We start from the raw sequence: 20,939 nt of genomic DNA, 5'->3' as shown, positions 1-20,939 counted from the left end.
TTCGTTTATAATTGTTTTTGCAAATCGGACAGGGTTTCCGAAAGGCTGAACCACTTTTCGTTATCGCTGTCCAAGCTGCGTTGCAATTCGGTATACTCGTTCACCAACTGCATGTCCGAAGCCTTGGCGGCATCCATCAAGAGCGCGTTCAATTCTTTTTGCCGCGCTTCCATCGAAGCAATGCGCTGCTCAAGGGTTTTCATTTGCTTTTCGGTCTTCGAAATGTTCTTTTGCAGTTGCTTTCGCTCGGCATAATCCACGTTGTTGCTACGCTTCTCGGTTACCTCTTCCACAGCGGGCGATACAGACTTTTCAACTGATTGCTTCTCTAACGCCTCGTGAATGGTGCTGGCTTGATGGGCTTGCAGATAGTCATAGATGCCACCCAAATGCTCGGTGACGCGACCGCCTGCAAATTCATAAACCTTATCGACCAAACCATCGAGAAACTCACGGTCGTGGCTCACGATGATGGCCGTTCCGTCGAAAGCCTTAATGGCTTCTTTCAGCACATCTTTCGAAGGCATATCCAAATGGTTGGTAGGCTCATCGAGAATGAGCAAATTTACGGGCTCGAGCAGCAATTTAATCATGGCCAATCGGCTGCGCTCGCCTCCGCTCAGCACCTTGACGCGCTTCTCAGACGTTTCGCCACCAAACATGAATGCCCCCAGGAGGTCGTTGATTTTGAGCCGCATGTCGCCCGTGGCCACACGGTCGATAGTGTCGTAGATGGAAAGGTTCTCATCCAACAACTGTGCCTGGTTCTGTGCAAAATAGCCAATCTGCACGTTATGCCCCACCTTGAGCGTGCCCGTAAAAGGAATTTCGCCCATGATGCATTTCACGAGCGTTGATTTTCCTTCACCGTTCTTGCCCACGAACGCCACTTTCTCGCCGCGCTTAATGGTGAGCGAGACGTGGCTGAACACCACGTGGTCGCCATAACGTTTCTCCACGTCGTCGCAAATCACGGGATAATCGCCGCTGCGCAAACAAGGAGGAAACTTCAGGTGCATGGCGCTGTTGTCGATTTCGTCGACCTCTATCGGAACAATTTTTTCTAATTGTCGAATACGCTGCTGCACCTGCACAGCCTTTGTAGCTTGGTAACGAAAGCGATCGATGAAGGCCTTCGTATCGGCAATTTCCTTTTGCTGGTTTTCATAGGCGCGCAGCTGCTGTTCGCGTCGCTCTTGGCGCAACACTAAATATTCGTTGTATTTCACGCGGTAGTCTTCGATGTGCCCGCAAGTAATCTCAATCGTCCGGTTGGTGACATTGTTGATGAAAGCACGATCGTGGCTCACCAAAACCACGGCACTCGCACTTTGCACCAAGAACTGCTCCAACCACTGAATGCTCTCAATATCTAAGTGGTTGGTGGGCTCGTCGAGCAACAGCACCTTGGGCTTGCGCAACAATATTTTGGCCAATTCAATGCGCATGCGCCAGCCGCCCGAAAACTCTTTCGTTGGCCGCTCAAAATCCTCGCGCGAAAAGCCCAACCCCGTGAGCGTTCGTTCGATTTCGGCCTCATAGTTGTCGCCCCCCAACAGCAAATAGCGTTCATTCTCCTGCGTAAAGCGCTCAACCAACTGCGCATAAGCCTCGCTCTCATAATCGGTGCGCTCCACCATCTCCTTTTGCATGGCTTCCAACGCCGCGTGCAGTTGCGTTTGCTCGGAAAAGGCTTTGCGGGTCTCCTCGCGCACGGTGGTGTCGTCTTGCAACTTCATCACCTGTGGCAAATAGCCCACCGTCACATCGTTGGGCACAGCAACTATACCCGATGTGGGCTGTTGCAACCCACATAATATTTTTAACATAGTAGATTTTCCTGCGCCGTTTTTACCCACAAGTGCTATCCTATCTCTATCGTTAACCACAAAGCTAACATCTTTGAATAAAGGACGAGCAGAAAATTCTACACTTAAATTCTCAATTGATATCATCTAAAAAACATCTTTTCTCTGCGCAAAGGTAAACATTCTATGTAAGACGGCCAAGCCATGGCTCGTTTTCTTTGTAGAACAGGCTGTCCGCACATGCGCACTTTCTCGTTTTTAAGGAGAAACATGTTCCTTCTCCAGGGATTTTTCAATTCCAAACAAAAACACACCAGCGAGCCGCTCACTAACCGTTCTTTGAATGGAAACGCATTAGATACATTGTTTCCTAAGCCGTTTCGAGCGTGATTTCGCCTGCCAACGACTGGCAAAGCTTCGCTCTGATGGTGGCGACATCAGTGTGCTGCCCATAGAGCACCATCAACTTGGTGACGGCCGCTTCGACCGTGCTATCCCCTCCACTGATGATGCCCGTTTCTTTAAGTTGGAAACCGGTGTCATAGCGTTCCATAGCCACCGCACCTGCAACGCATTGGCTGATGTTAACGATGGTCACACCGCGCTGGGTGGCCCGTTTCAAAATGTCGATGAGCCAGGGCTGTTGCGGTGCATTGCCGCTGCCATAGGTGCGCATCACCACGCCTTTCAGCTCGGGCGTGTCGAGCACATGTTGGAAAATGGGTGGCTGCACGCCCGGAAAGAGCGACAGCACCATGACGTTTTGGTTGAGCTGCGTGTGGGACACCATGGGACGCTGGTAATCGGGCTTCAATATATGATAAGGTGAAAATTGGAACGTGATGCCCGCCTCGCCCAAATGGGGATAGTTAAACGAGTCGAACGCATTGAAACCATCGGCATTCTGTTTCGTCGAACGGTTGCCGCGCAGCAGCCGCCCGTTGAAATAAATGCACACCTCGGGCACCATGGGGCTATTATCAGTGTGATGCAGCGTGGCCAGCTCGATGCTCGAAATGAGGTTCTCGCGCCCGTCGGTTCGCAGTTGTCCAATGGGCAACTGGCTCCCCGTGAGGATGACAGGCTTTGTGAGATTTTCCAACATAAACGACAACGCCGAAGCCGTGTAGGCCATGGTGTCGGTGCCGTGCAAAATGATAAAACCATCATATTGTGCATAGCGCGCGGCGATAATATCAACTAGCTGCACCCAAAAGGCCGGCGTCATATCGCTCGAATCGATGGGCTGCGCAAACTGGTAAACATCAATCTGCGTCGACAACAATTTTATCTCGGGAATGTTTTGCAGCAAATGGTTGAAATCTAAGGGTTCCAACGCCTTGGTTTTGGGATTGATGCCCATGCCTATGGTTCCGCCCGTGTAAATGAGCAACACACGATTGTTGCGCACAAGTTTGCTAATTTGCTCCATGATTTCTATCGTTGTTTTGTTTCAAAAAAGGGATGTTTTCTGCGCGAAAGGCATAGCTTTTCGGCTTAAAAACGGTGCAAATTTAAAAGATTTTTTGTGGAAAGCCAAAGATGTAGCCATTATTGTGGCATAACTGATGAAAATGGCCTACCTTTGCAGCGATAAATTGAAAACGATAGGCATGCATTCCATTCATCACGAGATATTGCGCTTGGCCCTCCCATCCATCATCTCCAACATCACGGTGCCACTCTTAGGTTTGGTTGATTTAACCATCGTGGGGCATTTAGGGTCGGAGGTTTATATCGGCGCCATAGCCGTGGGCACGATGATTTTCAATGTGCTCTATTGGTTGCTGGGCTTCTTGCGCATGGGCAACAGCGGCATGACGTCGCAGGCTTTCGGCCGTCGCGATGGGCAGGCCGTGCGCACCATTCTCGTGCGTTCGCTCCTCATAGCCATTGGGATGGGCGTGCTCTTCATCGTGTTGCAACGCCCTTTGTGCGATGTTGCTTTGTGGGTGATGCATCCGTCGGCCGAAATCGCTGCCGCTGCCCACACTTATTTCGCGATTTGCATTTGGAGTGCTCCTGCCGTGTTGGCGCTTTATGCACTCAACGGCTGGTTTGTGGGGCTACAAACCACAAAGGTTCCCATGTTCATCGCGCTGTCTCAAAATGTTGTTAACATTTTGCTTAGCCTGGGGTTCGTCATCATGTTGCACATGAAAATCGAGGGTGTGGCCTGGGGCACCATGTTGGCACAGTGGGCCGGAGTACTATTGGCGGCCCTCCTGGCCTATCGAAAGTTGCGCAAGCAGCCCCTTCCCCAACAGCCCCACAAGATTGCTTTGCGCTGGATGGATTTCTTTGTGGTCAACCGCGACATTTTTTTGCGCACGCTATTCTTGGTAGCGGTCAACCTGTCGTTCACATCGTTTGGTGCACGCAGCGGCGATGTTGTCCTCTCGGTCAACACGTTGCTGCTAACTTTCTTCACCCTCTTCTCGTATGTCATGGATGGATTTGCCTTTGCTGGCGAAGCATTGTGCGGCAAAAGTTTCGGTGCAGCCAACGTCCAACGCTTTCAAACCTATGTCGTACAACTCATGAAATGGGGCTTGGGCATGGCGCTGCTCTTTTCGATGGTCTACTTCCTCGGTGGACACTTGCTGCTGCGATTGCTCACCAACAATGAAAGCGTGCTCGGCATGGCTACACATTTTTTAGGTTGGGTGGTGATCATTCCGCTGGCCGGTTTTATGGCTTTCGTTTACGATGGCATATTCATCGGTGCGACAATGACGCGCCACATGTTGTTATCCACATTGCTGTCGGCGGCCGTTTTCTTTGCCACCTACGCACTCCTCTCGTCCACCCTGCACAACCACGCCCTGTGGTTGGCGTTTATTTTGTTCTTACTCACCCGAGGTCTTGTCCTGCAAGGGCTACTGCCTCGCATTAAACATAAAATCATTGCATCATGACCATTCTGTTTTTTGCGCTGGGACTGCTGTTAGGTGCCGGCATTGTTTATTTTCTATCCAACAAGTCGTTGACGGCCGCCCGTTTAGAGACAGCCACATTGCGAACACAACTAACGGCCGAGCAAGAGCAACATGCGCGTGAAATGGCGGCCAAAGATGAACAGCACAACCGTGAGATGGCGCTGCGCGATGCTCAAAACGAAAAAGAGACGCTGTTGCGCCAAGAACAGTTCGAAAAGCAAATTGAAACGGCTAAAGAACAATTTCAGAACTTAGCAAATAAGGTATTGGAGCAGACTTCAACGAAGCTCAAAGCCGACAACCTTGAGTCGATGAACCACATCACACAGCCGCTGAAAGACAATCTCACGCAGTTGCAACAGGCTATCGACAAAACCAACCAAGAGAGCACCAGAAACACAGCTTCGTTGGCACAGCAGTTGAAGCTCATGGCCGAGCAAACCGACAAGATTGGTACCACAGCCACGCGGTTGACCAACGTGATGCGCGGCGGCAATAAAACGCAGGGTAACTGGGGCGAGCTCACACTCATGAACCTATTGGAGAGCCAAGGTTTGCGCGTGGGCATCGACTACGACGTGCAACAAACCATTGCCGACGAGAAGGGGAACATCGTGTTGAACGAAGAAAGTGGGCGCCGCATGATTCCCGACGTGGTGTTGCATTATCCTAACGGCGAAGATGTGGTGATCGACTCTAAAATGACCATCGATGCCTATGCCAACTACATGAATGCCGAAGACGACGTGGCGCGCAAGAAATATGCCGACGATGTAGTGCGCAGCATTCGCACGCAATTCACCTCCTTGGCCAAAAAAGATTACAGCGCCTATATTCAAGCACCGCGCCGCGCCATCGACTTTGTCATCATGTATGTGCCTTTCGAGGGCGCCTTGCAGCTGGCACTCTCCCTCGACCCCAAACTATGGAACGATGCATTTGAACGGAAAGTGTTCATCACCGGGCAGCAAAACTTAATGGCGATATTGAAGATTATTCAAATAGCTTGGCGTCAATATGCACAGAGCGAAAATCAGAAGCGCGTTTATGCGTTAGCCGAGGAATTGCTCAAGCGCGTGGGCGACTTCGTGAAGCGATTCGACAAAGTGGGACGCGACATCGACACGCTGCAAAAAGACTATGACGAGGCCTACAAAAAGGCTTATACCGGGCGGCAGAGCATCGTGCAGAAAGCCAACGACCTTAAAGCGTTGGGGGCGAAAGAGAATGCCAATAGCCCCATCCCCACAGCCGAATTGCTGCTCGACGAACAAACCGCATCGGACACAGAAAATGATTAAAAACAAAACAACGCATTGTGAATAAGAAAAAAGGATTTCTCGCCCTATCGCCCCTCTTGGTGCTCATGGCATTCATCGTCATGTTTACCATCTATTCGGTTGACAAGGCCGCATCGGCACCCAACCTCTCGCTCACCGTGGCTTTCATGATGGCCAGCATCTACGCCGTGATTATTTCGGGCAACATCCCCATGAAGAAGCGCATCGACACCTTCAGCAAAGGTGCCGGAGCCAGCAACCTCATGCTCATGCTGTGGATTTATGTACTGGCGGGTTCGTTTGCGGCTTCGGCCAAAGGCATGGGAGCCATTGATGCCACCGTGAACTTTGCGCTACACTATTTGCCCAGCAATCTGCTCATGCCCGGATTGTTTTTGGCCGCCTGCTTCATCTCGCTTTCCATCGGCACCAGTGTGGGCACCGTGGTTGCTTTAGTGCCCATAGCGTCGGGCATCGCCAACTCCATCGGTTTCTCCACACCCCTCATGGTGGCAGTGATTGTGGGAGGCGCCTATTTCGGCGACAACCTCTCATTCATCTCCGACACCACAGTCGTAGCCACTCAGACACAAGGCTGCAACATGAAAGATAAATTCCGCGTGAATGCCATGATTGTGGCACCGGCCGCGATGATTGTGCTGGCCGTTTACGCCGTACTGGGGGCGCACACACCAGCTTCACACGCCACGCCTCCTATCGATTACCTCAAGATAGCGCCCTATTTGCTGGTGCTCATCACGGCCATCGCAGGAATCAACGTCATGGCCGTGCTCACCATCGGTTTGGTGCTGTGTGGCATCATCGGTCTATGCGCGGGCGACTACACCCTCTACGGCTGGTTTGCCATCATCGGCGACGGCGTGCTGTCGATGGGCGAATTAATCATCATTGCCATGATGGCTGGAGGCATGTTGGAAATCATACGCGAGAATGGCGGCATCGATTTCATCATCAGTAAGCTCACCCGACACATCAATGGCAAGCGCGGTGCCGAGCTATCGATTGCCGCCTTGGTGTCGCTGGTCAACCTGTGCACGGCCAACAACACGGTAGCCATTCTCACCGTGGGCAGCATTGCCCGAAAGATTACCGAACAATATGGCGTCGACCCACGCAAATCGGCCAGCATCCTCGACACCTTCTCGTGCGCCGTGCAAGGGCTCATCCCCTATGGCGTGCAGATGCTGTTGGCCGCAGGCTTAGCCCACATCAGCCCCATGCAAATTCTTCCCTATTTGTTCTATCCCTTCGGCATCGGCATCTGCGCCCTACTGGCCATTGTGCTGCGCCTGCCCCGCCGTTTTTCATAACTCCTGACGCACGATGAACATCATTTATCGCAACCTCTTTGCCAAGCTCCGCAGCGACAATTTCGACACCCACGAACAGTTGGAGCCCATGTCGGCCTTCAAAATGCAAAAGCTCATGGGCCTGATGAAGAACATTGCCGACATGCCCGCCGGCGAGGTGGAACTGAACAACAGCATGCTCAACAAACGTTTCAAACGTATGCAGCAACGCGCCGCAACCCAGCACACCACCTCGCGCGAAACCATCTACCTGGTGCGCATCATCATTAGCAACCTCAACGCCACGCTCACCCACGGCATCCCCGTGCGCGGCATCATTCAATTAGGGCAATACCTGCGCTCGCGCCGCGAACAAATCGATGCCAACGAAGCCACCCAATGGTTGCGACGGCTCCACATCAGCCGCATGGCGCAGTTGCAAGGCAGCGTGCTCATCAAGTTCTTTGGTTTTAAGGCCGAAGAGATTCCGTTTTTAAAGCAGGTTGAACCGGCCGCCGAAAGCCTCACCCTGCGCTCCATCAACCGCATGGAATTAGCGGCACAGGCATGGCTCTTCAAACAAGGAAAAAGCGTTTTCGTGCACAACAACCAAAAGGCCTTGCGCCGCAATCTCAGCCACTGCATGCGCTATTTCCCCTACGCGCCCATCGAAACCACCAGCAGTTTCTTCGTGAATTTCTCCAAGGGATTAGCCGAAATCGAAGAATAACCGCGCGGCCACGCTCGATTTACACGAATGTAAGTCAACACGCGTTGGAACGACCCCCGGGTGGAACGAATGTAAGTTTACACGCGTTGGAACGACCCTCGGGTGGAACGAATGTAAGTTTACACGCGTTGGAACGACCCTCGAGTGGAACGAATGTAAGTCAACACGCGTTGGAACGACCCTCGGGTGGAACGAATGTAAGTTTACACGCGTTGGAACGACCCTCAGGTGGAACGAATGTAAGTCAACACGCGTTGCAATCGGGCAGTGCGCATCGAAACCCCATGTGCGCGTGGGTTGAATAAAGCAAAATAAAGCTAATTTATTTGGGGCTTATGCCGTTTTACACTAATTTTGCACGCATGAGTCGGATAAAACTATACTTCATCCTGTTTTTCACTCTCTTTACATTCCCCATGGCTGTCGGCCAAAACATTGTGCAATGCGAGGACACTTGCACCCACATCCACGGCATCGACATCAGCCATTATCAGGGTAATGTGTTTTGGGAAATCATCGGCGACAACACCAACATGGCCTATGTCTACCTGAAGGCCTCGGAAGGTGGCGACCGCATCGACGAGAAATTTGAACGCAACATCGAACTGGCACATCAATATGGGCTGAAGGTGGGCGCCTACCATTTTTTTCGGCCACGCACCGATTTAAACAAGCAGTTGGTGAACTTCATGGCGCAATGCCGCCCCAAGGAGCAAGATCTCGTGCCGATGATTGACATCGAAACAAAGGGTGGACTGTCGACCGAGGAGTTTTGCGACTCATTGCTGAAATTCATCAAGCTCGTGGAAACGGCCTACCGACAAAAGCCGCTACTCTACACGTTTACGAATTTCTACAATCAAAACCTCATTGGAAAAATTGACGGCTACCCACTCATGGTGGCACAATATACACAGCGCGAACCAGTGCTGGCCGATGGACGCGACTTCACCATGTGGCAATACACGGGTAAAGGACGCATCAACGGCATCAACGGCTATGTGGACAAGAGCCGATTTATGCGCAATCATGGACTGCGCGAAATTAAATTCCGACATTAACGCTTAAAACATAAAAAGAATATGGCACTCATCAAATGCCCCGAATGTGGAAAGCCGGTCAGCGACAAGGCGCCATTTTGCCCCAACTGCGGCGTAGAAATAGCAGGAAAAGTAGCAACCGCACAGCAACAACCCACAACGACTCAGCCGCAACCAGCACCTGAGACGGCGACGACACCTCCCGAAACGCCCAAAGATAAGAAGAACGGCGCGCGCAACATCATCATCGTTTGTCTGGTGCTCATCGCTGTGGCCGTTGGCGTCATCACTTATTTTTATCGCGATGCACAAAGTGCAAAAGAGCAAGAGGCCTACGAATATGCCATGACGGCCAACGATCCGGCCATCTTGCAGGCCTACCTCGATAAATATACCGATGCGCCCGAGGCTCACGTCGACAGCATTCAAGCTCATTTGCAACTGCTCATGCAAGGCGATAAAGACTGGACTAACGCCATGGTGAGCAACTCGAAGACGGCATTCGAAGCCTACCTGCAGGCGCATCCCAACTCGCCCCACAAAGCCGAAGCCGAACATCTCATCGACTCTATCGACTGGTCGGCAGCGCAACGCTCCAATTCAGTAGACGCGTTCAACAGCTATTTGGAAGATCATCCCAACGGCGAGCATGTGGACGAGGCCAAAGATGGCATCAGAAACGTCAATGCCAACACCGTACAGCCCGAAGAGAAAGCCATGGTGAGCACACTCTTCAATAACTTCTTCCAGGCCATCAACACGAAAAATGAAGGGGCGATGAAAGATGCTTGCGAAAGCATTCTTACCTCATTCTTGGGCAAATCAGATGCAACAAAAAGTGATGTGACAACTTTCCTGCACAAAATATGGAAAGACGACGTGAAAAACATCACTTGGCAGAGCAACCGCGATTATGCCATCACGAAGAAAGAAGTGGGCGATGGTGAATATGAATACACCGTGAAGTTCTCGGCCTTGCAGATAAGGGAGTTCAACGATGCATCGAAAAACGACAAAACCGTTTATAAAATTACGGCAAAGGTGAGTCCAGATGACCTTATCAGCACATTCAACATGGCGAAAGTGGTGGAATAACTTTGCAGCAAGGTAAACAAACAAAAATGGCAAGTTCGGGCATTGAAACCCAAGCTTGCCACTTTTATTTTATTTATCTTTATGCGATTGTTTTAATAACTGGCTTTGCCCTGAAAGTCTATCACTACATTCAAAATATAACTCGTAGGACTATCGGGCACACTTACATTCGCTGCAAAATGAAAACCTTTTGGTGTAGCACCAGAATAAACAATATCACTCAAAATGCTTTGGTTCAGTACACTCGCTGGAATATGCTGACTGAAGTCATGCTTGCGAAAATCGCGACTATAGAGCTTCTCTGCTCCCCTGAACAAACTCAAATGCACAATATTGTCATAATAAATATTGTCCACCTCAACCCCATCATCATTATACGTGGGTTTCGCAACTTTGTAAGAGGTAGGATTTACCTGAATATACCAATGATAATGGTCTTTCCCATAAATCACGACAGAATCTTTCTTTATGAGTTTTCCTTGGTTGAGCGCCTGTGGCCGAGAAGCCTCGAAATAACTCAAATAAGATTTATCTGTCGTCTTAATACAACGCACCACATCACCATTCTGGTTCTTGAACACAAACAGGTGAGGTGCCTGCTTCACAATGATGTATTTAGCAAGGTTGGCACTATGCAACATCAACGTGTCATGGATAATCTGGAAATAAACAGGCTGCGAAGTACTATCAGGATAGAAAATCGTGTCACCTACAACCCGAAAAGCAGGCTCTTCCTCATCATCGTTAAGCCAAATACCTTGCAACATCTTCTTAGCTGAAACATCTTCAGCAACGCGACTATTTTGAGCAGAACGATTATTAGGCTGACAAGCAGACAGCCCCCCGAAAAGCACTACACCCCATGCGACCTTATAAAGAATGTGTTGCATTGATTAAAACAATTCGGCTGTTTTAAAGGTGCTCGCTTTTAAATCCTTCTCTGACGTCTGAATATCCTCTGCCGCAATGGGCCACTCAATATTCAGATCTTTATCATTCCACAAAATACTGGCCTCCTGCTGAGGTGCATAATTATTGTCTACCTTATAGGTGAAAATAGCCTCATCACTCAACACCAAAAAACCATGAGCAAAACCGCGTGGAATGAAAAACTGTCGTTTGTTCTCATCTGAGAGTTCAACCATAACATACTGCCCAAAGGTTGCACTATCACGACGCAAGTCCACAGCCACATCGACAACACGCCCTTTCAACACGCGCACTAACTTAGCCTGGGCATAATCCCCCTTCTGATAATGCAATCCACGTAAAACGCCATAAGATGATTTCGATTCGTTATCCTGCACAAAATGCACATCACCTACATGTTCCTTAAAATCTTCTTCCTTCCAAACTTCATAAAAATAACCACGAGCATCATTAAAAATGCGTGGCTCAAGGATGTAAACACCTGATAACTTCGTTTCTTTATACTCCATTTTATTTGTGTTTAGTCTGTAATTTGCCACAAAGATAATATATTTATAAGTGTTCGCAAAACAAAAGAACACAAATAAATTTATCCATAGAATTTTTATCAGAAATAGAATTTTCTTCAAAGAAAAATATTAATTTTGCAAACGTGATAGAACTGGAAAGACATATAGAGATACTATTGCTTACAAATGATTGCGTCATTATTCCAAACTTTGGGGGATTTATGGCGCACCACATGTCGGCGCACTATGACGAGAGAGATCACTCTTTTCTCCCGCCAACTCGCTCTATTGGCTTTAATCCTCAACTTCAAATTAATGATTCATTATTGGCACAATCCTATGTCGAAGGTTATGATATTAGCTACCCAGAAGCTATCAGACGAATAGAATCAGAAACAGAGGAGTTGAAACAAATCCTAAATCAACAAGGGAGTTATGAACTCAATGATTTAGGAACACTTCGCTTAAATGGTGAAAATAATTATGTTTTCGAGCCTTGTGAGGCTGGTTTACTCACCCCTGAACTTTATGGTTTAGGTCGACTTGAACTTCCAAAACTAAATGAAGTTACAGACATAGAGGCCGAACGAAATGCAGAAAGAGACATTGAACAGCCATTCGCACAACGCAATAATAAATTAATCCCTTTATTTGAAGAAGAAGAACAAGAGGAGAAATCTTATATCATAAAGCGTAGTGTCGTGCGGAATATCGCTGTAGCATGCATCGCTCTCCTGGTATGTATGCTGATTCCGACACCATTAGGGAATAGCGGAATAAGAAACATTGCTGGCAACAATATTGATACGAACTTGTTGATGCACATTGCACCGCACGATATGGTGAAGAAATACGCCGCTTCAAACATACAAAAGCAGCCCGCTCATCGTACAGATTTGCTAGAAAAAGCTATTTCGCAAAATAAGATTGAAGCAGCTTTAACAAAGCAAAAAGATTATTATGGCATCGTGCTCGCAAGTAGGGTGACACATAAAAATGCTATCGCCTATACGCATCTTTTACACAAAAAAGGCTTTACAGACGCACAGGTTATGAAAACCAAAAGGAATGTAAAGGTAGTTTTTGGGCAATACTCTTCAGAAATTGCTGCACGCCAGGCAATGAATCGTCTACGAAAATATCCAGAATTTAAAGAAAGCTGGATAGCACATTTCCAATAAACTTTTTTCATTGAGATGAAACGTGTTAGATGTCCTAAATGTGACAATTATATCACATTTGATGAAACAAAATATCGTGATGGGCAATCGCTTGTCTTTCAATGTAGTAATTGTGGGAAAGAGTTTGGCATTCGCATAGGTGTTTCAAAATTGCGCAACCTACAAAAGCAAGAAATGCATGATGAATTTGCGAATGAGACTGGGGGTGGCGCAATTGTTGTCATTGAGAATGTGTTCCATTATAAACAAGTTATTCCTTTACAAATGGGCGACAATACGATTGGTCGCTATATGAAAGGCAGTAAAATCAATTGTCCCATTGAAACCAACGACCCCAGCATCGACATGACCCATTGCACCATCAATGTTGCTAAAGATAAAAAAGGAAAGCTCGTTTATACGCTAAAAGATGGTCCAAGCTATACAGGAACTTTTGTAAATAACGAGATTTTAGGAGACAAGGAACGTAGAAGAATTGAAGATGGAACTCTTTTTACAATCGGTGCTACCAGTATCATCCTTCGAGCAGGAGACAATTCTAAGTAAGTTCTATAAACATTAAAATTGAATCTACTATTTTTATATTTCCCATTCTAGCTCTTCGACTAACGCTATTTTCCATATTGCTTCATGAGGCTGTAGGCTTCATAGCAACCCTCCTCACCAGCTTTGCTCAAATCAGCAAGCCCATTAGCTTTCTGGTTAGATAAAATGTATGATATACCTCGATTGTAATAAGCCTCAGCCAATTTATTATGTGTCAATAGTACCTGCGTATAAAGACTTATTGCTTGTTGATAATCACCTAAGTCAGCATAAATATTAGCTAAATCATAAATGATATAAGATGACTCCTTACACAATTTTTTGGCTATTTGCAGTCCACTAATTGCTTTCTTTCTCAACAAATTCTGTTCCTCGCCTCTTATTGATTTTTGTTTGAGCAACTCCATTGTGCATACTGCCTGCTGCCAATATGCCAACCCCATAGTTGAATCTGCGACTAAACATGAATCTAAATCGCGTTGCGCAGCAGTATAATCATAAACATCCATGTAGGCAATGGCACGCTGTAACAACAATACACTCCGATCCTTCGGAGAAAGATAAGAAGCTAATTGTTGTGTCAATTTAGCTTGAATACTGAAAGCTGATGAAGTTCTATCTCCTTCCAAACGATTCCGCCTACATGAGATATAAATAGACTGCCCTACCAACTTATTCTGGTTAAAAACCTCTACATCACTATTTCCTAAGGATAACTCTGTGAGTCCATTACGATATTTGTGATAAGATAATGTAAACATAGGCATTAAATCTGCACTTTCTTTTATATTTTGTACATACCCTCTTGTCTTACTTGTATATTCTGTTGTCGATACTTCATCGGGCAATTCTATCCATTGATCATACTTTTCAATATCAAAATCATTCAATCGACGCACACTCCGCAGCTTAGCTTTACTCCAGCGTTGTTGCACTCCATTCCGTTTATCCAACTGCGCCTTGAGCAAACGAAATTCATCCATTTCGGCCTTATTTACCATACCGAGTCGACGATAGCAACGTGCCCTGTTCTGTAAACCTATCCAAAAATTAGGAAACTGTTTTAAAACAGCTGTATAATCATCTATCGCAGACCTATAATCCCCTACTCTATCTAACAAAAGCGCACGATTATAACGAGCCTGGAGATTCCGTGGCTCATGACGCAGGACAAAGCTAAAATCCTGTATAGCACGATTATCATCTCCCACAGTAATGCGCAAGAGACCACGATTATAATGAGCCAAAAAACTATTGGGATCCATATCTATTGCCTTATCAAAATCTTCCATTGCCAACCGCAGTTGATTAAGATTCACACGACACATAGCACGATAAGTATAATTATTAACCACCTTTGGCAGGTAATGTATAGCTTGAGAAAAAGCATCATTCCCCTGCGACCAAGAATTACGTTGCAAATATATTCTTCCCAATACCGACCATGAACTCCCATCATAGGGATTACGCTTTAAAGTACGCTCCAACCATAATTTGGCACTATCCACCTTATTCTCTCTGAGATAGGTTTCAGCCATTAGAGAATAGCTATTAGGTAAATCAGGCCAACGCTTCATAATCCCATTTAAATCCAAACGAGATTGCATAATTTCACCCTGATAGAACTTTGCTAATGCACGATTGAACCAATATTCGCGTTCATCAGGCTGCAAGCTTATTGCCTTAGTATAATCCTTCACAGCGGCTCCATATTGCTTCAAGCTCAAATTATTAGCAGCCCTCGCCCGAAATAGTTCATGGACATAAGGATTTAACTGTATGGCATTGTCGTAATCATTAGCTGCACCTTGATAATCACCCAGGCTCTGCTTTGCAACACCTCTGTAAAACCATGCACGATAAAGATTGGGGCGATTAGATATTATGTTGTTACAATACTGAATAGCAACAACATAATCTTGATAACCCAAAGCTGTTTCACAAGCTTCCAATAACCGCTCAATATTGTATTGAGCATGAATATTAGCTATAAAGGTTACAAGTAGACTACAGATGAGTAGAATTCTACGCAAATAAAAACTCCTTATTTTTTCACAATCTTTGTACGATAGCTACAACGGAATTTCCCTTTTAGCATAGCTTTTAATTTACCCGCTATCATCTGTTTTCGCAAAACAGGCAAATGATCTATAAACATTTTCCCTTCCAAATGATCAAACTCATGCTGCATCACACGAGCAAGAAATCCTTCAACCCATTCTTCATGCACCTGAAAATCTTCATCTTGATAACGCACTTTAATACGTGTATAACGCTCAACACGCTCTGCCAATCCTGGCAAAGATAAGCAACCCTCATCCATTGTTTCTGTTGGTGCATTTTCATCAAATTCCAATATATGTGCATTGATATAAACCTTCCGCAAACCCGCATATTCAGGATAATCTTCTTTCATCACATCTAAGTCCATTACGACGACGCGAATATCATACCCTATTTGTGGTGCAGCTAAACCTATACCATTACTTTCTGCTAAAGTATCAAACATATCAGAGATGAGAGTCTTCAAGTTTGGGTAATTCTCATCTATATCCTGTGCCACCTTGCGTAGCACAGGTTGCCCGTATATATATATAGGTAATACCATTCTTTTATTCCTTATTTTTCATATTACACAAAAACAGATACTTTTAAGTTAGCATATACATCACTTTTGATAGAAAAATACACTATATTAAAAACCAAAAGCATTACTTTTATGCAAGCTCATGGATACTTTCTAACCATGCTTTTGACAAAGCTGCTTATATTGTAAATAATCTTGCAATAAAATCGTTGCAGAAATCTCATCTACCAGTCCTTTATTTTCACGACGCACTTTCTTTTTAATTCCACTCTCAATAATTGCTCTGTGGGCTAATACAGAAGTATAGCGCTCATCATAATAAACAATAGGAATAGTAGGTTGCAGCTTTCGCCAGCGTTTTACAAATTGTTCTACCCGTTGAAGATTCTCACTTGGTGCACCATTAGGCTGCATTGGATATCCGACGACAATCTCCTCGACACTTTCTTTTACAACATATTGCAAAAGAAATGTCATCAAATCAGGAGTTGCAACAGTGACTAACCCGTTAGCTATAATCTGCAACGAATCAGTCACTGCTATACCTGTACGCTTCTTACCGTAATCAATGGAAAGGACGCGTGCCATTGTTCAATTTCAAATTACCCGAAGGATACTTTCCTTTATTTCTTGAAAAGCAACCATGCATCAGCATACTTTGCACGCAAAGTATTACGACTATTCACAGCATCAGCCTTACTATCGTAAGATGCTGCCACCACACGATAGAGATTTCGCTCCTGATTGAAAACAATAGAGGGATTATATCCTGCGTTACGCAATGTGTTTTGTACCCCTTCTGCATTTGCTCTTAAAGAGAACGACCCAACAACTACACCGAAGTTTTTAACTACAGGGCCTGAGACCACGCTATAATTCTCCTGCCGTACGACAGCATTATCCACATTGTCCACAACGGTTGTTTCCGTAGAACTCTTTTGTTCTAAAGGTGTTACTACAGGAGCTGTTGTTTGAGGCTCTTCTGATTGTTGCGCAGCCTCCTGCGCCTTCGCCTTCTCATAAGCTTTTTTATATGCACTTTCACTGGAGCCACAACTCGTAAATGCAGCTAAGGCACACAAGCTTAAACAGAATACAAGAGTTTTTTTCATCATCTCTTATTTGTTAAAAAATTCAACTTATAATCTCTAATTAGATTTTGCGAAAGTACAAAATATCTTATAAAAAGATTACGCTATAGCGCATAAAGTTTGTTAAATAAGATATTTACGCCATATTTAACAAAAAATGAACAGCGAATACTTGGGAGAATTAGAATAATATTGTATATTTGCTTCATATTTCTAACGCTATATAATATAGCACTTATATTCATTGTTGAACAAATATAAAAAATTAGCTTATGAAAACTTTAGGTTACATTTGTGCATTCTTAGGAGGAGCCATCGCTGGTGCCACATTAGGTTTATTAGTAGCACCTGAAAAAGGTACTGATACACGTGAACGTATCGCTGATACTTTGGATGATTTTTGCAAAAAGCATAATCTCAAATTGACCAGAAAAGAGGTTAACGATTTCGTTGAAGACATCAAAGATGCATCGACTGATGCGATAGTTGACTAATATTTATGTTCTCGAACGACAGAAATATAGAAACAATAGGACAACTTATCGAGTCACTTAAACACTACATCGGGCTACAACAACAATATATAAAGCTTGATGTAGTGGATAAGATTGTTCAACTTATCACTGCTATAACGATTGCAGCCATTATAGTAGTGCTATTGATGTTGGCCTGCATCTATTTAAGCTTTGCTGTATCCTATTCTTTATCATCTATTGTTGGGAACGTTATAGCTTTCAGTATTGTCGGAGGAAGCTACCTCGTATTACTTTTCATTTGCTTTATCTTCCGCCATCAATGGATAGAGAAACCCTTGGTTAGGTTCCTTGCAAATTTACTCTTAGATAAAAAGGTATGAAATTAACTCAAAAATATAATTCATTAGAGGACATTCGCTACCAAAAAGAAATGCTACAAATTGATTTGCATAAAAATGAGCAGCAAATAGCCTACCTTTGGAAAGAGTTACTCAAACCAGCAGAAGCCTTTCAAAAAAATGCCTCCACATCTAAACGTCTTATAGGCCTTTTTAATGTAGGGACAAACATTTTGGATGGCGCTATCTTAGGATGGAAATTATATAAAAAGTTTAGATGACAATCTCTTCGCCATCATATCCAAGATGCACATGTTCGGGTAATAGTTGTTGTGCAGTGTGATGCAAACCAACCTCGTGGGTCACATGGGTGATATAAACTTCTTTTATATCAGAGAAATGTCTTGAAAAGGCAATTGCCTCACCTATAAGTTGATGACTATGATGAGAACCATCCCAACGTAGACCATTTATGATTAGGAATTCTACACCTTCCAATAGAGAATACTCTGCTTCACTCATTGATTTCATATCAGTGATATATGCCATACAATCTATACGAAACCCTAAAATAGGTAATTTGCCATGCATCACCTGAATGGGTGTAATTGACACTCTACCTACATTAAAAGAGCGATGTGCAACGATAGTATGTAAATAAAGTTCGGGAGCGCCAGGATAGAGCGTTCCTGCCTTAGGAAAACAATAAGGCATTGTCTGGTGCAAAGAATCTACTACATCTTGCTGCGCGAAAACATTAACAGCATTTATCCAACAAAAGGGACGCAAATCATCCAACCCTGCAACATGATCATAATGGATATGTGTAAGCAGTACTGCATCGAGTTTTTTAAATGGTAATCTCAGCATCTGCTGTCGGAAATCGGGACCACAATCTATCAAAATACGTGTATCTCCAATCTCTACTAAGGCTGAAGTTCTTAAACGCTTGTCACGACTATCACTGCTCCTACACACCTCACACTGACAACCTAAGACAGGAACCCCTTGAGATGTTCCTGTCCCCAATAATGTTATCTTCATACAATATTCACTTCTGGATGGATAACTATACCAAACTTTCTTTCCACATCATTGACAATTGCATTACACAAAGCAACAATATCAGAACCTTTTGCACCACCTAAATTTACTAAGACAAGTGCCTGCTTCTCATAAACACATGCAGGTCCTAAAGATCTTCCTTTCCAACCACATTGCTCAATAAGCCACGCTGCAGGAATTTTATAGACAGCTTCCTCAACCTTATAAAAGGGCATCGCAGGATACAATGCGAGTAGACGCTTAAAAAAATGTTTATCAACAAGAGGATTCATAAAGAAACTTCCTGCATTACCAAGTACTTTAGGATCAGGAAGCTTCTCTCTGCGAATTGTAATAATTGTTTGACGCAATTCTTCCGCTGATGGATTTATAATATTATTTTTAGCCAAAGCAAGTCGGATATTACCATAATCTAAATGCGGTTGAAATATCTTTGAAAAACGATAAGATACATGCGTAATTAGAAAATGATTTTTCCATTCATGCTTAAACTTACTATTTCGATAAGAGTAACCACAATCAGCACATGCGATAGTTACAACCTCGCCAGTATTGCAATTAACGGCCTCTACAGAATCTATTATATCTTTAACCTCACTTCCATAGGCACCAATATTTTGTACAGCGCTTGCCCCAACCTCACCTGGTATCAAAGATAAGTTCTCAGCTCCATGATAGCCATGTTTTACACAAAAACTCACGACATCATCAAATAGCTCTCCAGAACCACAGCGCACGATAACCTCATCACCATTTGTTGTAGCAGCAATCCCCTTAATAGCAGAATGAACTACAATACCCTGGAAATCAGCCTTTAATAATAAGTTACTACCTGCACCCAACAATAGCAAAGGCTCTGTTGAAATATTTAAAATATGGGCTATAGCCTGTGCTTCGGCTATAGATTCGTATTCTAAAAACCGATTACATCTGGCAGAAATGCCAAAAGTGTTGTGTGCCAACAAACAATAGTTTCTCTTATCAACCATTGATTACGCATTACATAGAAAGCTTCATCAGCTTCCAAGTTTTTCCCAATCTTTTGAATGTTAATTCTGTCTCCAACCCATTCGCAATACCACGAATGACGAAAATCTTTTGGTTACTCTCCGTGTATTTTTGCCCATAAATAATATTATAGATGAGGGCATGTGGCAATCCTGGGGCAAAAGATGGCCATTGTTCTGGCAATAACGTTCCAGAAGTATTGCTAAAATCATTGTCTGGATCTGGTCCAACAAAATACAAGGGATCGTGTATACTACGCATCTGAAATGCAGAATCTGTTGTGAAGCGCTGATAAAAATGCAAAAATGAAGCATTGCTGTTTTGCCCCATTGGATGGATATTCAGAGAAGTTAGTTTCCATTCTCCATGAATACGATTGAACAAATATTGCTTGACAGATTTATTCTTTAAATATATCTTCTCAACTACAACATGATTAATCGTTGTATCCTTTACAACTTTCATTTGTTTTACATTGTCAAATATCAATGTGTAGAAGTCCTGGCGCATAAAGAAATTATCTATCTTCCAATTACTTTTTGTAATGGTCTTGACGACTTTCCCGTTTTCATAAACAGGTAAAGGAAAAGAGATACGCTTTCTCTGCAATTTCTTATTAGCGGAAAAATTAAAAAAGAAATCATCAAACAATTCATCTGCTGCTTTAGGCATAGGCTGCTCACTAAGCAAGGTTTCTAATGTATCCGCAGAAGTTGAATCTGTCTTTCCTGTATCAATCGTCACACTATCCTCCTTGATTGTCTTCTTATCAGAGCATGCCTCAGCAGAAAACAGGGAAAACAATAAAATTAGTAATCCAGAACCATAGAGTATTCCTTTTCTCATAACAATATTAGTTATCTTTTTTGCTATATTCTTATGTGCAAAATTACAATATTATTCCGACTATAACAATAAAGTGATTGAAAAAAAGAACACAGTTGGATTTTTACAGATTAACATTCTCAAGTATCAGGTAAAATACGTAACTTTGCATCAATAGTTT

22 protein-coding genes are annotated in these 20,939 nt (G+C 44.4%); 11 read left to right on the top strand and 11 right to left on the bottom strand.

Going from position 1 to position 20,939, the window contains the following annotated elements:
- Window positions 1-5 precede the first annotated feature (5 nt).
- Window positions 6-1,955, bottom strand: coding sequence for an ABC-F family ATP-binding cassette domain-containing protein (locus tag X919_RS0102115; protein WP_028898834.1), 1,950 nt, complete (start codon window positions 1,953-1,955; stop codon window positions 6-8).
- A 223-nt stretch (window positions 1,956-2,178) separates the two neighbouring features.
- Window positions 2,179-3,240, bottom strand: a complete 1,062-nt coding sequence (locus tag X919_RS0102110; protein WP_028898833.1) for an asparaginase — start codon at window positions 3,238-3,240, stop codon at window positions 2,179-2,181.
- Window positions 3,241-3,421: 181 nt separating this feature from the next.
- Here X919_RS0102110 and X919_RS0102100 point away from each other — a divergent pair, with 181 nt between their 5' ends.
- From X919_RS0102100 to X919_RS0102075, 6 genes are all read left to right on the top strand, one after another.
- Window positions 3,422-4,726, top strand: a complete 1,305-nt coding sequence (locus X919_RS0102100) for an MATE family efflux transporter (protein WP_028898832.1) — start codon at window positions 3,422-3,424, stop codon at window positions 4,724-4,726.
- Window positions 4,723-6,048 carry a DNA recombination protein RmuC gene (gene rmuC, locus X919_RS0102095; RefSeq protein WP_028898831.1) on the top strand — a complete coding sequence of 442 codons (1,326 nt, stop codon included), beginning with the start codon at window positions 4,723-4,725 and terminating at the stop codon, window positions 6,046-6,048. Before X919_RS0102100 ends, rmuC begins: the two co-directional genes overlap by 4 nt.
- Window positions 6,049-6,065: 17 nt before the next feature.
- Complete coding sequence (locus tag X919_RS0102090) at window positions 6,066-7,358, top strand: Na+/H+ antiporter NhaC family protein (protein WP_028898830.1); 1,293 nt, start codon at window positions 6,066-6,068, stop codon at window positions 7,356-7,358.
- A 13-nt stretch (window positions 7,359-7,371) separates the two neighbouring features.
- On the top strand, window positions 7,372-8,067 hold the full coding sequence (locus X919_RS0102085) for a hypothetical protein (RefSeq protein ID WP_028898829.1): 696 nt from the start codon (window positions 7,372-7,374) through the stop codon (window positions 8,065-8,067).
- Between the two features lie 362 nt (window positions 8,068-8,429).
- A complete protein-coding gene (locus X919_RS0102080; protein ID WP_028898828.1) occupies window positions 8,430-9,128 on the top strand; it encodes a glycoside hydrolase family 25 protein in 699 nt (232 codons plus the stop codon).
- Between the two features lie 21 nt (window positions 9,129-9,149).
- The gene (locus X919_RS0102075) at window positions 9,150-10,202 is read left to right on the top strand and encodes a zinc ribbon domain-containing protein (RefSeq protein WP_028898827.1); all 1,053 of its coding nucleotides are present in this window, start codon (window positions 9,150-9,152) and stop codon (window positions 10,200-10,202) included.
- 92 nt (window positions 10,203-10,294) lie between these two features.
- Here X919_RS0102075 and X919_RS0102070 read toward each other — a convergent pair whose 3' ends face one another.
- A complete protein-coding gene (locus X919_RS0102070; RefSeq protein WP_051502368.1) occupies window positions 10,295-11,092 on the bottom strand; it encodes a DUF4738 domain-containing protein in 798 nt (265 codons plus the stop codon).
- Window positions 11,093-11,095: 3 nt separating this feature from the next.
- Window positions 11,096-11,641, bottom strand: coding sequence for a dTDP-4-dehydrorhamnose 3,5-epimerase (gene rfbC / locus X919_RS0102065; RefSeq protein ID WP_028898825.1), 546 nt, complete (start codon window positions 11,639-11,641; stop codon window positions 11,096-11,098).
- 143 nt (window positions 11,642-11,784) lie between these two features.
- Between rfbC and X919_RS0102060 the strand changes: the two genes are divergently transcribed.
- Window positions 11,785-12,822, top strand: coding sequence for an HU domain-containing protein (locus tag X919_RS0102060; protein WP_028898824.1), 1,038 nt, complete (start codon window positions 11,785-11,787; stop codon window positions 12,820-12,822).
- A gap of 15 nt (window positions 12,823-12,837) precedes the next feature.
- Window positions 12,838-13,368, top strand: a complete 531-nt coding sequence (locus X919_RS0102055) for an FHA domain-containing protein (RefSeq protein ID WP_028898823.1) — start codon at window positions 12,838-12,840, stop codon at window positions 13,366-13,368.
- Window positions 13,369-13,433: 65 nt separating this feature from the next.
- On the opposite strand, the gene X919_RS0102050 is transcribed toward X919_RS0102055, so the two are convergent.
- From X919_RS0102050 to X919_RS0102035, 4 genes are all read right to left on the bottom strand, one after another.
- Complete coding sequence (locus X919_RS0102050; RefSeq protein WP_028898822.1) at window positions 13,434-15,401, bottom strand: tetratricopeptide repeat protein; 1,968 nt, start codon at window positions 15,399-15,401, stop codon at window positions 13,434-13,436.
- An 11-nt stretch (window positions 15,402-15,412) separates the two neighbouring features.
- Entirely contained in the window at window positions 15,413-15,976 is a 564-nt protein-coding gene (gene def, locus X919_RS0102045; RefSeq protein ID WP_028898821.1) for a peptide deformylase, read from the bottom strand.
- A gap of 132 nt (window positions 15,977-16,108) precedes the next feature.
- Window positions 16,109-16,543, bottom strand: a complete 435-nt coding sequence (gene ruvX, locus X919_RS0102040) for a Holliday junction resolvase RuvX (RefSeq protein WP_028898820.1) — start codon at window positions 16,541-16,543, stop codon at window positions 16,109-16,111.
- Window positions 16,544-16,578: 35 nt separating this feature from the next.
- On the bottom strand, window positions 16,579-17,067 hold the full coding sequence (locus X919_RS0102035) for an SPOR domain-containing protein (protein ID WP_028898819.1): 489 nt from the start codon (window positions 17,065-17,067) through the stop codon (window positions 16,579-16,581).
- Window positions 17,068-17,318: 251 nt separating this feature from the next.
- On the opposite strand from X919_RS0102035, the gene X919_RS0102030 reads away from it, so the two are divergent.
- From X919_RS0102030 to X919_RS0102020, 3 genes are read left to right on the top strand one after another with little or no spacing between them, the layout of a single operon-like run.
- Complete coding sequence (locus X919_RS0102030) at window positions 17,319-17,540, top strand: YtxH domain-containing protein (protein WP_028898818.1); 222 nt, start codon at window positions 17,319-17,321, stop codon at window positions 17,538-17,540.
- 5 nt (window positions 17,541-17,545) lie between these two features.
- On the top strand, window positions 17,546-17,902 hold the full coding sequence (locus tag X919_RS0102025; RefSeq protein ID WP_028898817.1) for a phage holin family protein: 357 nt from the start codon (window positions 17,546-17,548) through the stop codon (window positions 17,900-17,902).
- Window positions 17,899-18,141: a hypothetical protein gene (locus X919_RS0102020; protein WP_028898816.1), complete on the top strand. Its 243-nt coding sequence runs from the start codon at window positions 17,899-17,901 to the stop codon at window positions 18,139-18,141. The genes X919_RS0102025 and X919_RS0102020 overlap by 4 nt, the downstream gene beginning before the upstream one ends.
- Here the strand turns inward: X919_RS0102020 and X919_RS0102015 are convergent.
- The 3 genes from X919_RS0102015 to X919_RS0102005 are packed head-to-tail and all read right to left on the bottom strand — an operon-like array spanning window position 18,134 to window position 20,779.
- The gene (locus X919_RS0102015; protein WP_028898815.1) at window positions 18,134-18,904 is read right to left on the bottom strand and encodes an MBL fold metallo-hydrolase; all 771 of its coding nucleotides are present in this window, start codon (window positions 18,902-18,904) and stop codon (window positions 18,134-18,136) included. The two genes, X919_RS0102020 and X919_RS0102015, sit on opposite strands and share 8 nt — an antisense overlap.
- A complete protein-coding gene (gene murB / locus X919_RS0102010; protein ID WP_028898814.1) occupies window positions 18,901-19,914 on the bottom strand; it encodes a UDP-N-acetylmuramate dehydrogenase in 1,014 nt (337 codons plus the stop codon). The genes X919_RS0102015 and murB overlap by 4 nt, the downstream gene beginning before the upstream one ends.
- 10 nt (window positions 19,915-19,924) lie before the next feature.
- Window positions 19,925-20,779 (bottom strand): DUF4348 domain-containing protein, encoded by an 855-nt coding sequence (locus X919_RS0102005; RefSeq protein WP_028898813.1) that lies wholly within the window; start codon window positions 20,777-20,779, stop codon window positions 19,925-19,927.
- Window positions 20,780-20,939 lie beyond the last annotated feature (160 nt).

This window comes from Prevotella sp. HJM029, from assembly GCF_000599605.1.
Taxonomy (GTDB): domain Bacteria; phylum Bacteroidota; class Bacteroidia; order Bacteroidales; family Bacteroidaceae; genus Prevotella.
This window is presented reverse-complemented; position numbering and strand designations above follow the sequence as displayed.

What these genes read in the sequence shown, in the direction of transcription:
- X919_RS0102115 (WP_028898834.1), bottom strand. Translation starts at nt 1,955, where the DNA reads ATGATATCAATTGAGAATTTAAGTGTAGAATTTTCTGCTCGTCCTTTA.
- X919_RS0102110 (WP_028898833.1), bottom strand. Translation starts at nt 3,240, where the DNA reads ATGGAGCAAATTAGCAAACTTGTGCGCAACAATCGTGTGTTGCTCATT.
- X919_RS0102100 (WP_028898832.1), top strand. Translation starts at nt 3,422, where the DNA reads ATGCATTCCATTCATCACGAGATATTGCGCTTGGCCCTCCCATCCATC.
- rmuC (WP_028898831.1), top strand. Translation starts at nt 4,723, where the DNA reads ATGACCATTCTGTTTTTTGCGCTGGGACTGCTGTTAGGTGCCGGCATT.
- X919_RS0102085 (WP_028898829.1), top strand. Translation starts at nt 7,372, where the DNA reads ATGAACATCATTTATCGCAACCTCTTTGCCAAGCTCCGCAGCGACAAT.
- X919_RS0102080 (WP_028898828.1), top strand. Translation starts at nt 8,430, where the DNA reads ATGAGTCGGATAAAACTATACTTCATCCTGTTTTTCACTCTCTTTACA.
- X919_RS0102075 (WP_028898827.1), top strand. Translation starts at nt 9,150, where the DNA reads ATGGCACTCATCAAATGCCCCGAATGTGGAAAGCCGGTCAGCGACAAG.
- X919_RS0102070 (WP_051502368.1), bottom strand. Translation starts at nt 11,092, where the DNA reads ATGCAACACATTCTTTATAAGGTCGCATGGGGTGTAGTGCTTTTCGGG.
- rfbC (WP_028898825.1), bottom strand. Translation starts at nt 11,641, where the DNA reads ATGGAGTATAAAGAAACGAAGTTATCAGGTGTTTACATCCTTGAGCCA.
- X919_RS0102055 (WP_028898823.1), top strand. Translation starts at nt 12,838, where the DNA reads ATGAAACGTGTTAGATGTCCTAAATGTGACAATTATATCACATTTGAT.
- def (WP_028898821.1), bottom strand. Translation starts at nt 15,976, where the DNA reads ATGGTATTACCTATATATATATACGGGCAACCTGTGCTACGCAAGGTG.
- ruvX (WP_028898820.1), bottom strand. Translation starts at nt 16,543, where the DNA reads ATGGCACGCGTCCTTTCCATTGATTACGGTAAGAAGCGTACAGGTATA.
- X919_RS0102035 (WP_028898819.1), bottom strand. Translation starts at nt 17,067, where the DNA reads ATGAAAAAAACTCTTGTATTCTGTTTAAGCTTGTGTGCCTTAGCTGCA.
- X919_RS0102030 (WP_028898818.1), top strand. Translation starts at nt 17,319, where the DNA reads ATGAAAACTTTAGGTTACATTTGTGCATTCTTAGGAGGAGCCATCGCT.
- X919_RS0102025 (WP_028898817.1), top strand. Translation starts at nt 17,546, where the DNA reads ATGTTCTCGAACGACAGAAATATAGAAACAATAGGACAACTTATCGAG.
- X919_RS0102020 (WP_028898816.1), top strand. Translation starts at nt 17,899, where the DNA reads ATGAAATTAACTCAAAAATATAATTCATTAGAGGACATTCGCTACCAA.
- X919_RS0102015 (WP_028898815.1), bottom strand. Translation starts at nt 18,904, where the DNA reads ATGAAGATAACATTATTGGGGACAGGAACATCTCAAGGGGTTCCTGTC.
- murB (WP_028898814.1), bottom strand. Translation starts at nt 19,914, where the DNA reads ATGGTTGATAAGAGAAACTATTGTTTGTTGGCACACAACACTTTTGGC.
- X919_RS0102005 (WP_028898813.1), bottom strand. Translation starts at nt 20,779, where the DNA reads ATGAGAAAAGGAATACTCTATGGTTCTGGATTACTAATTTTATTGTTT.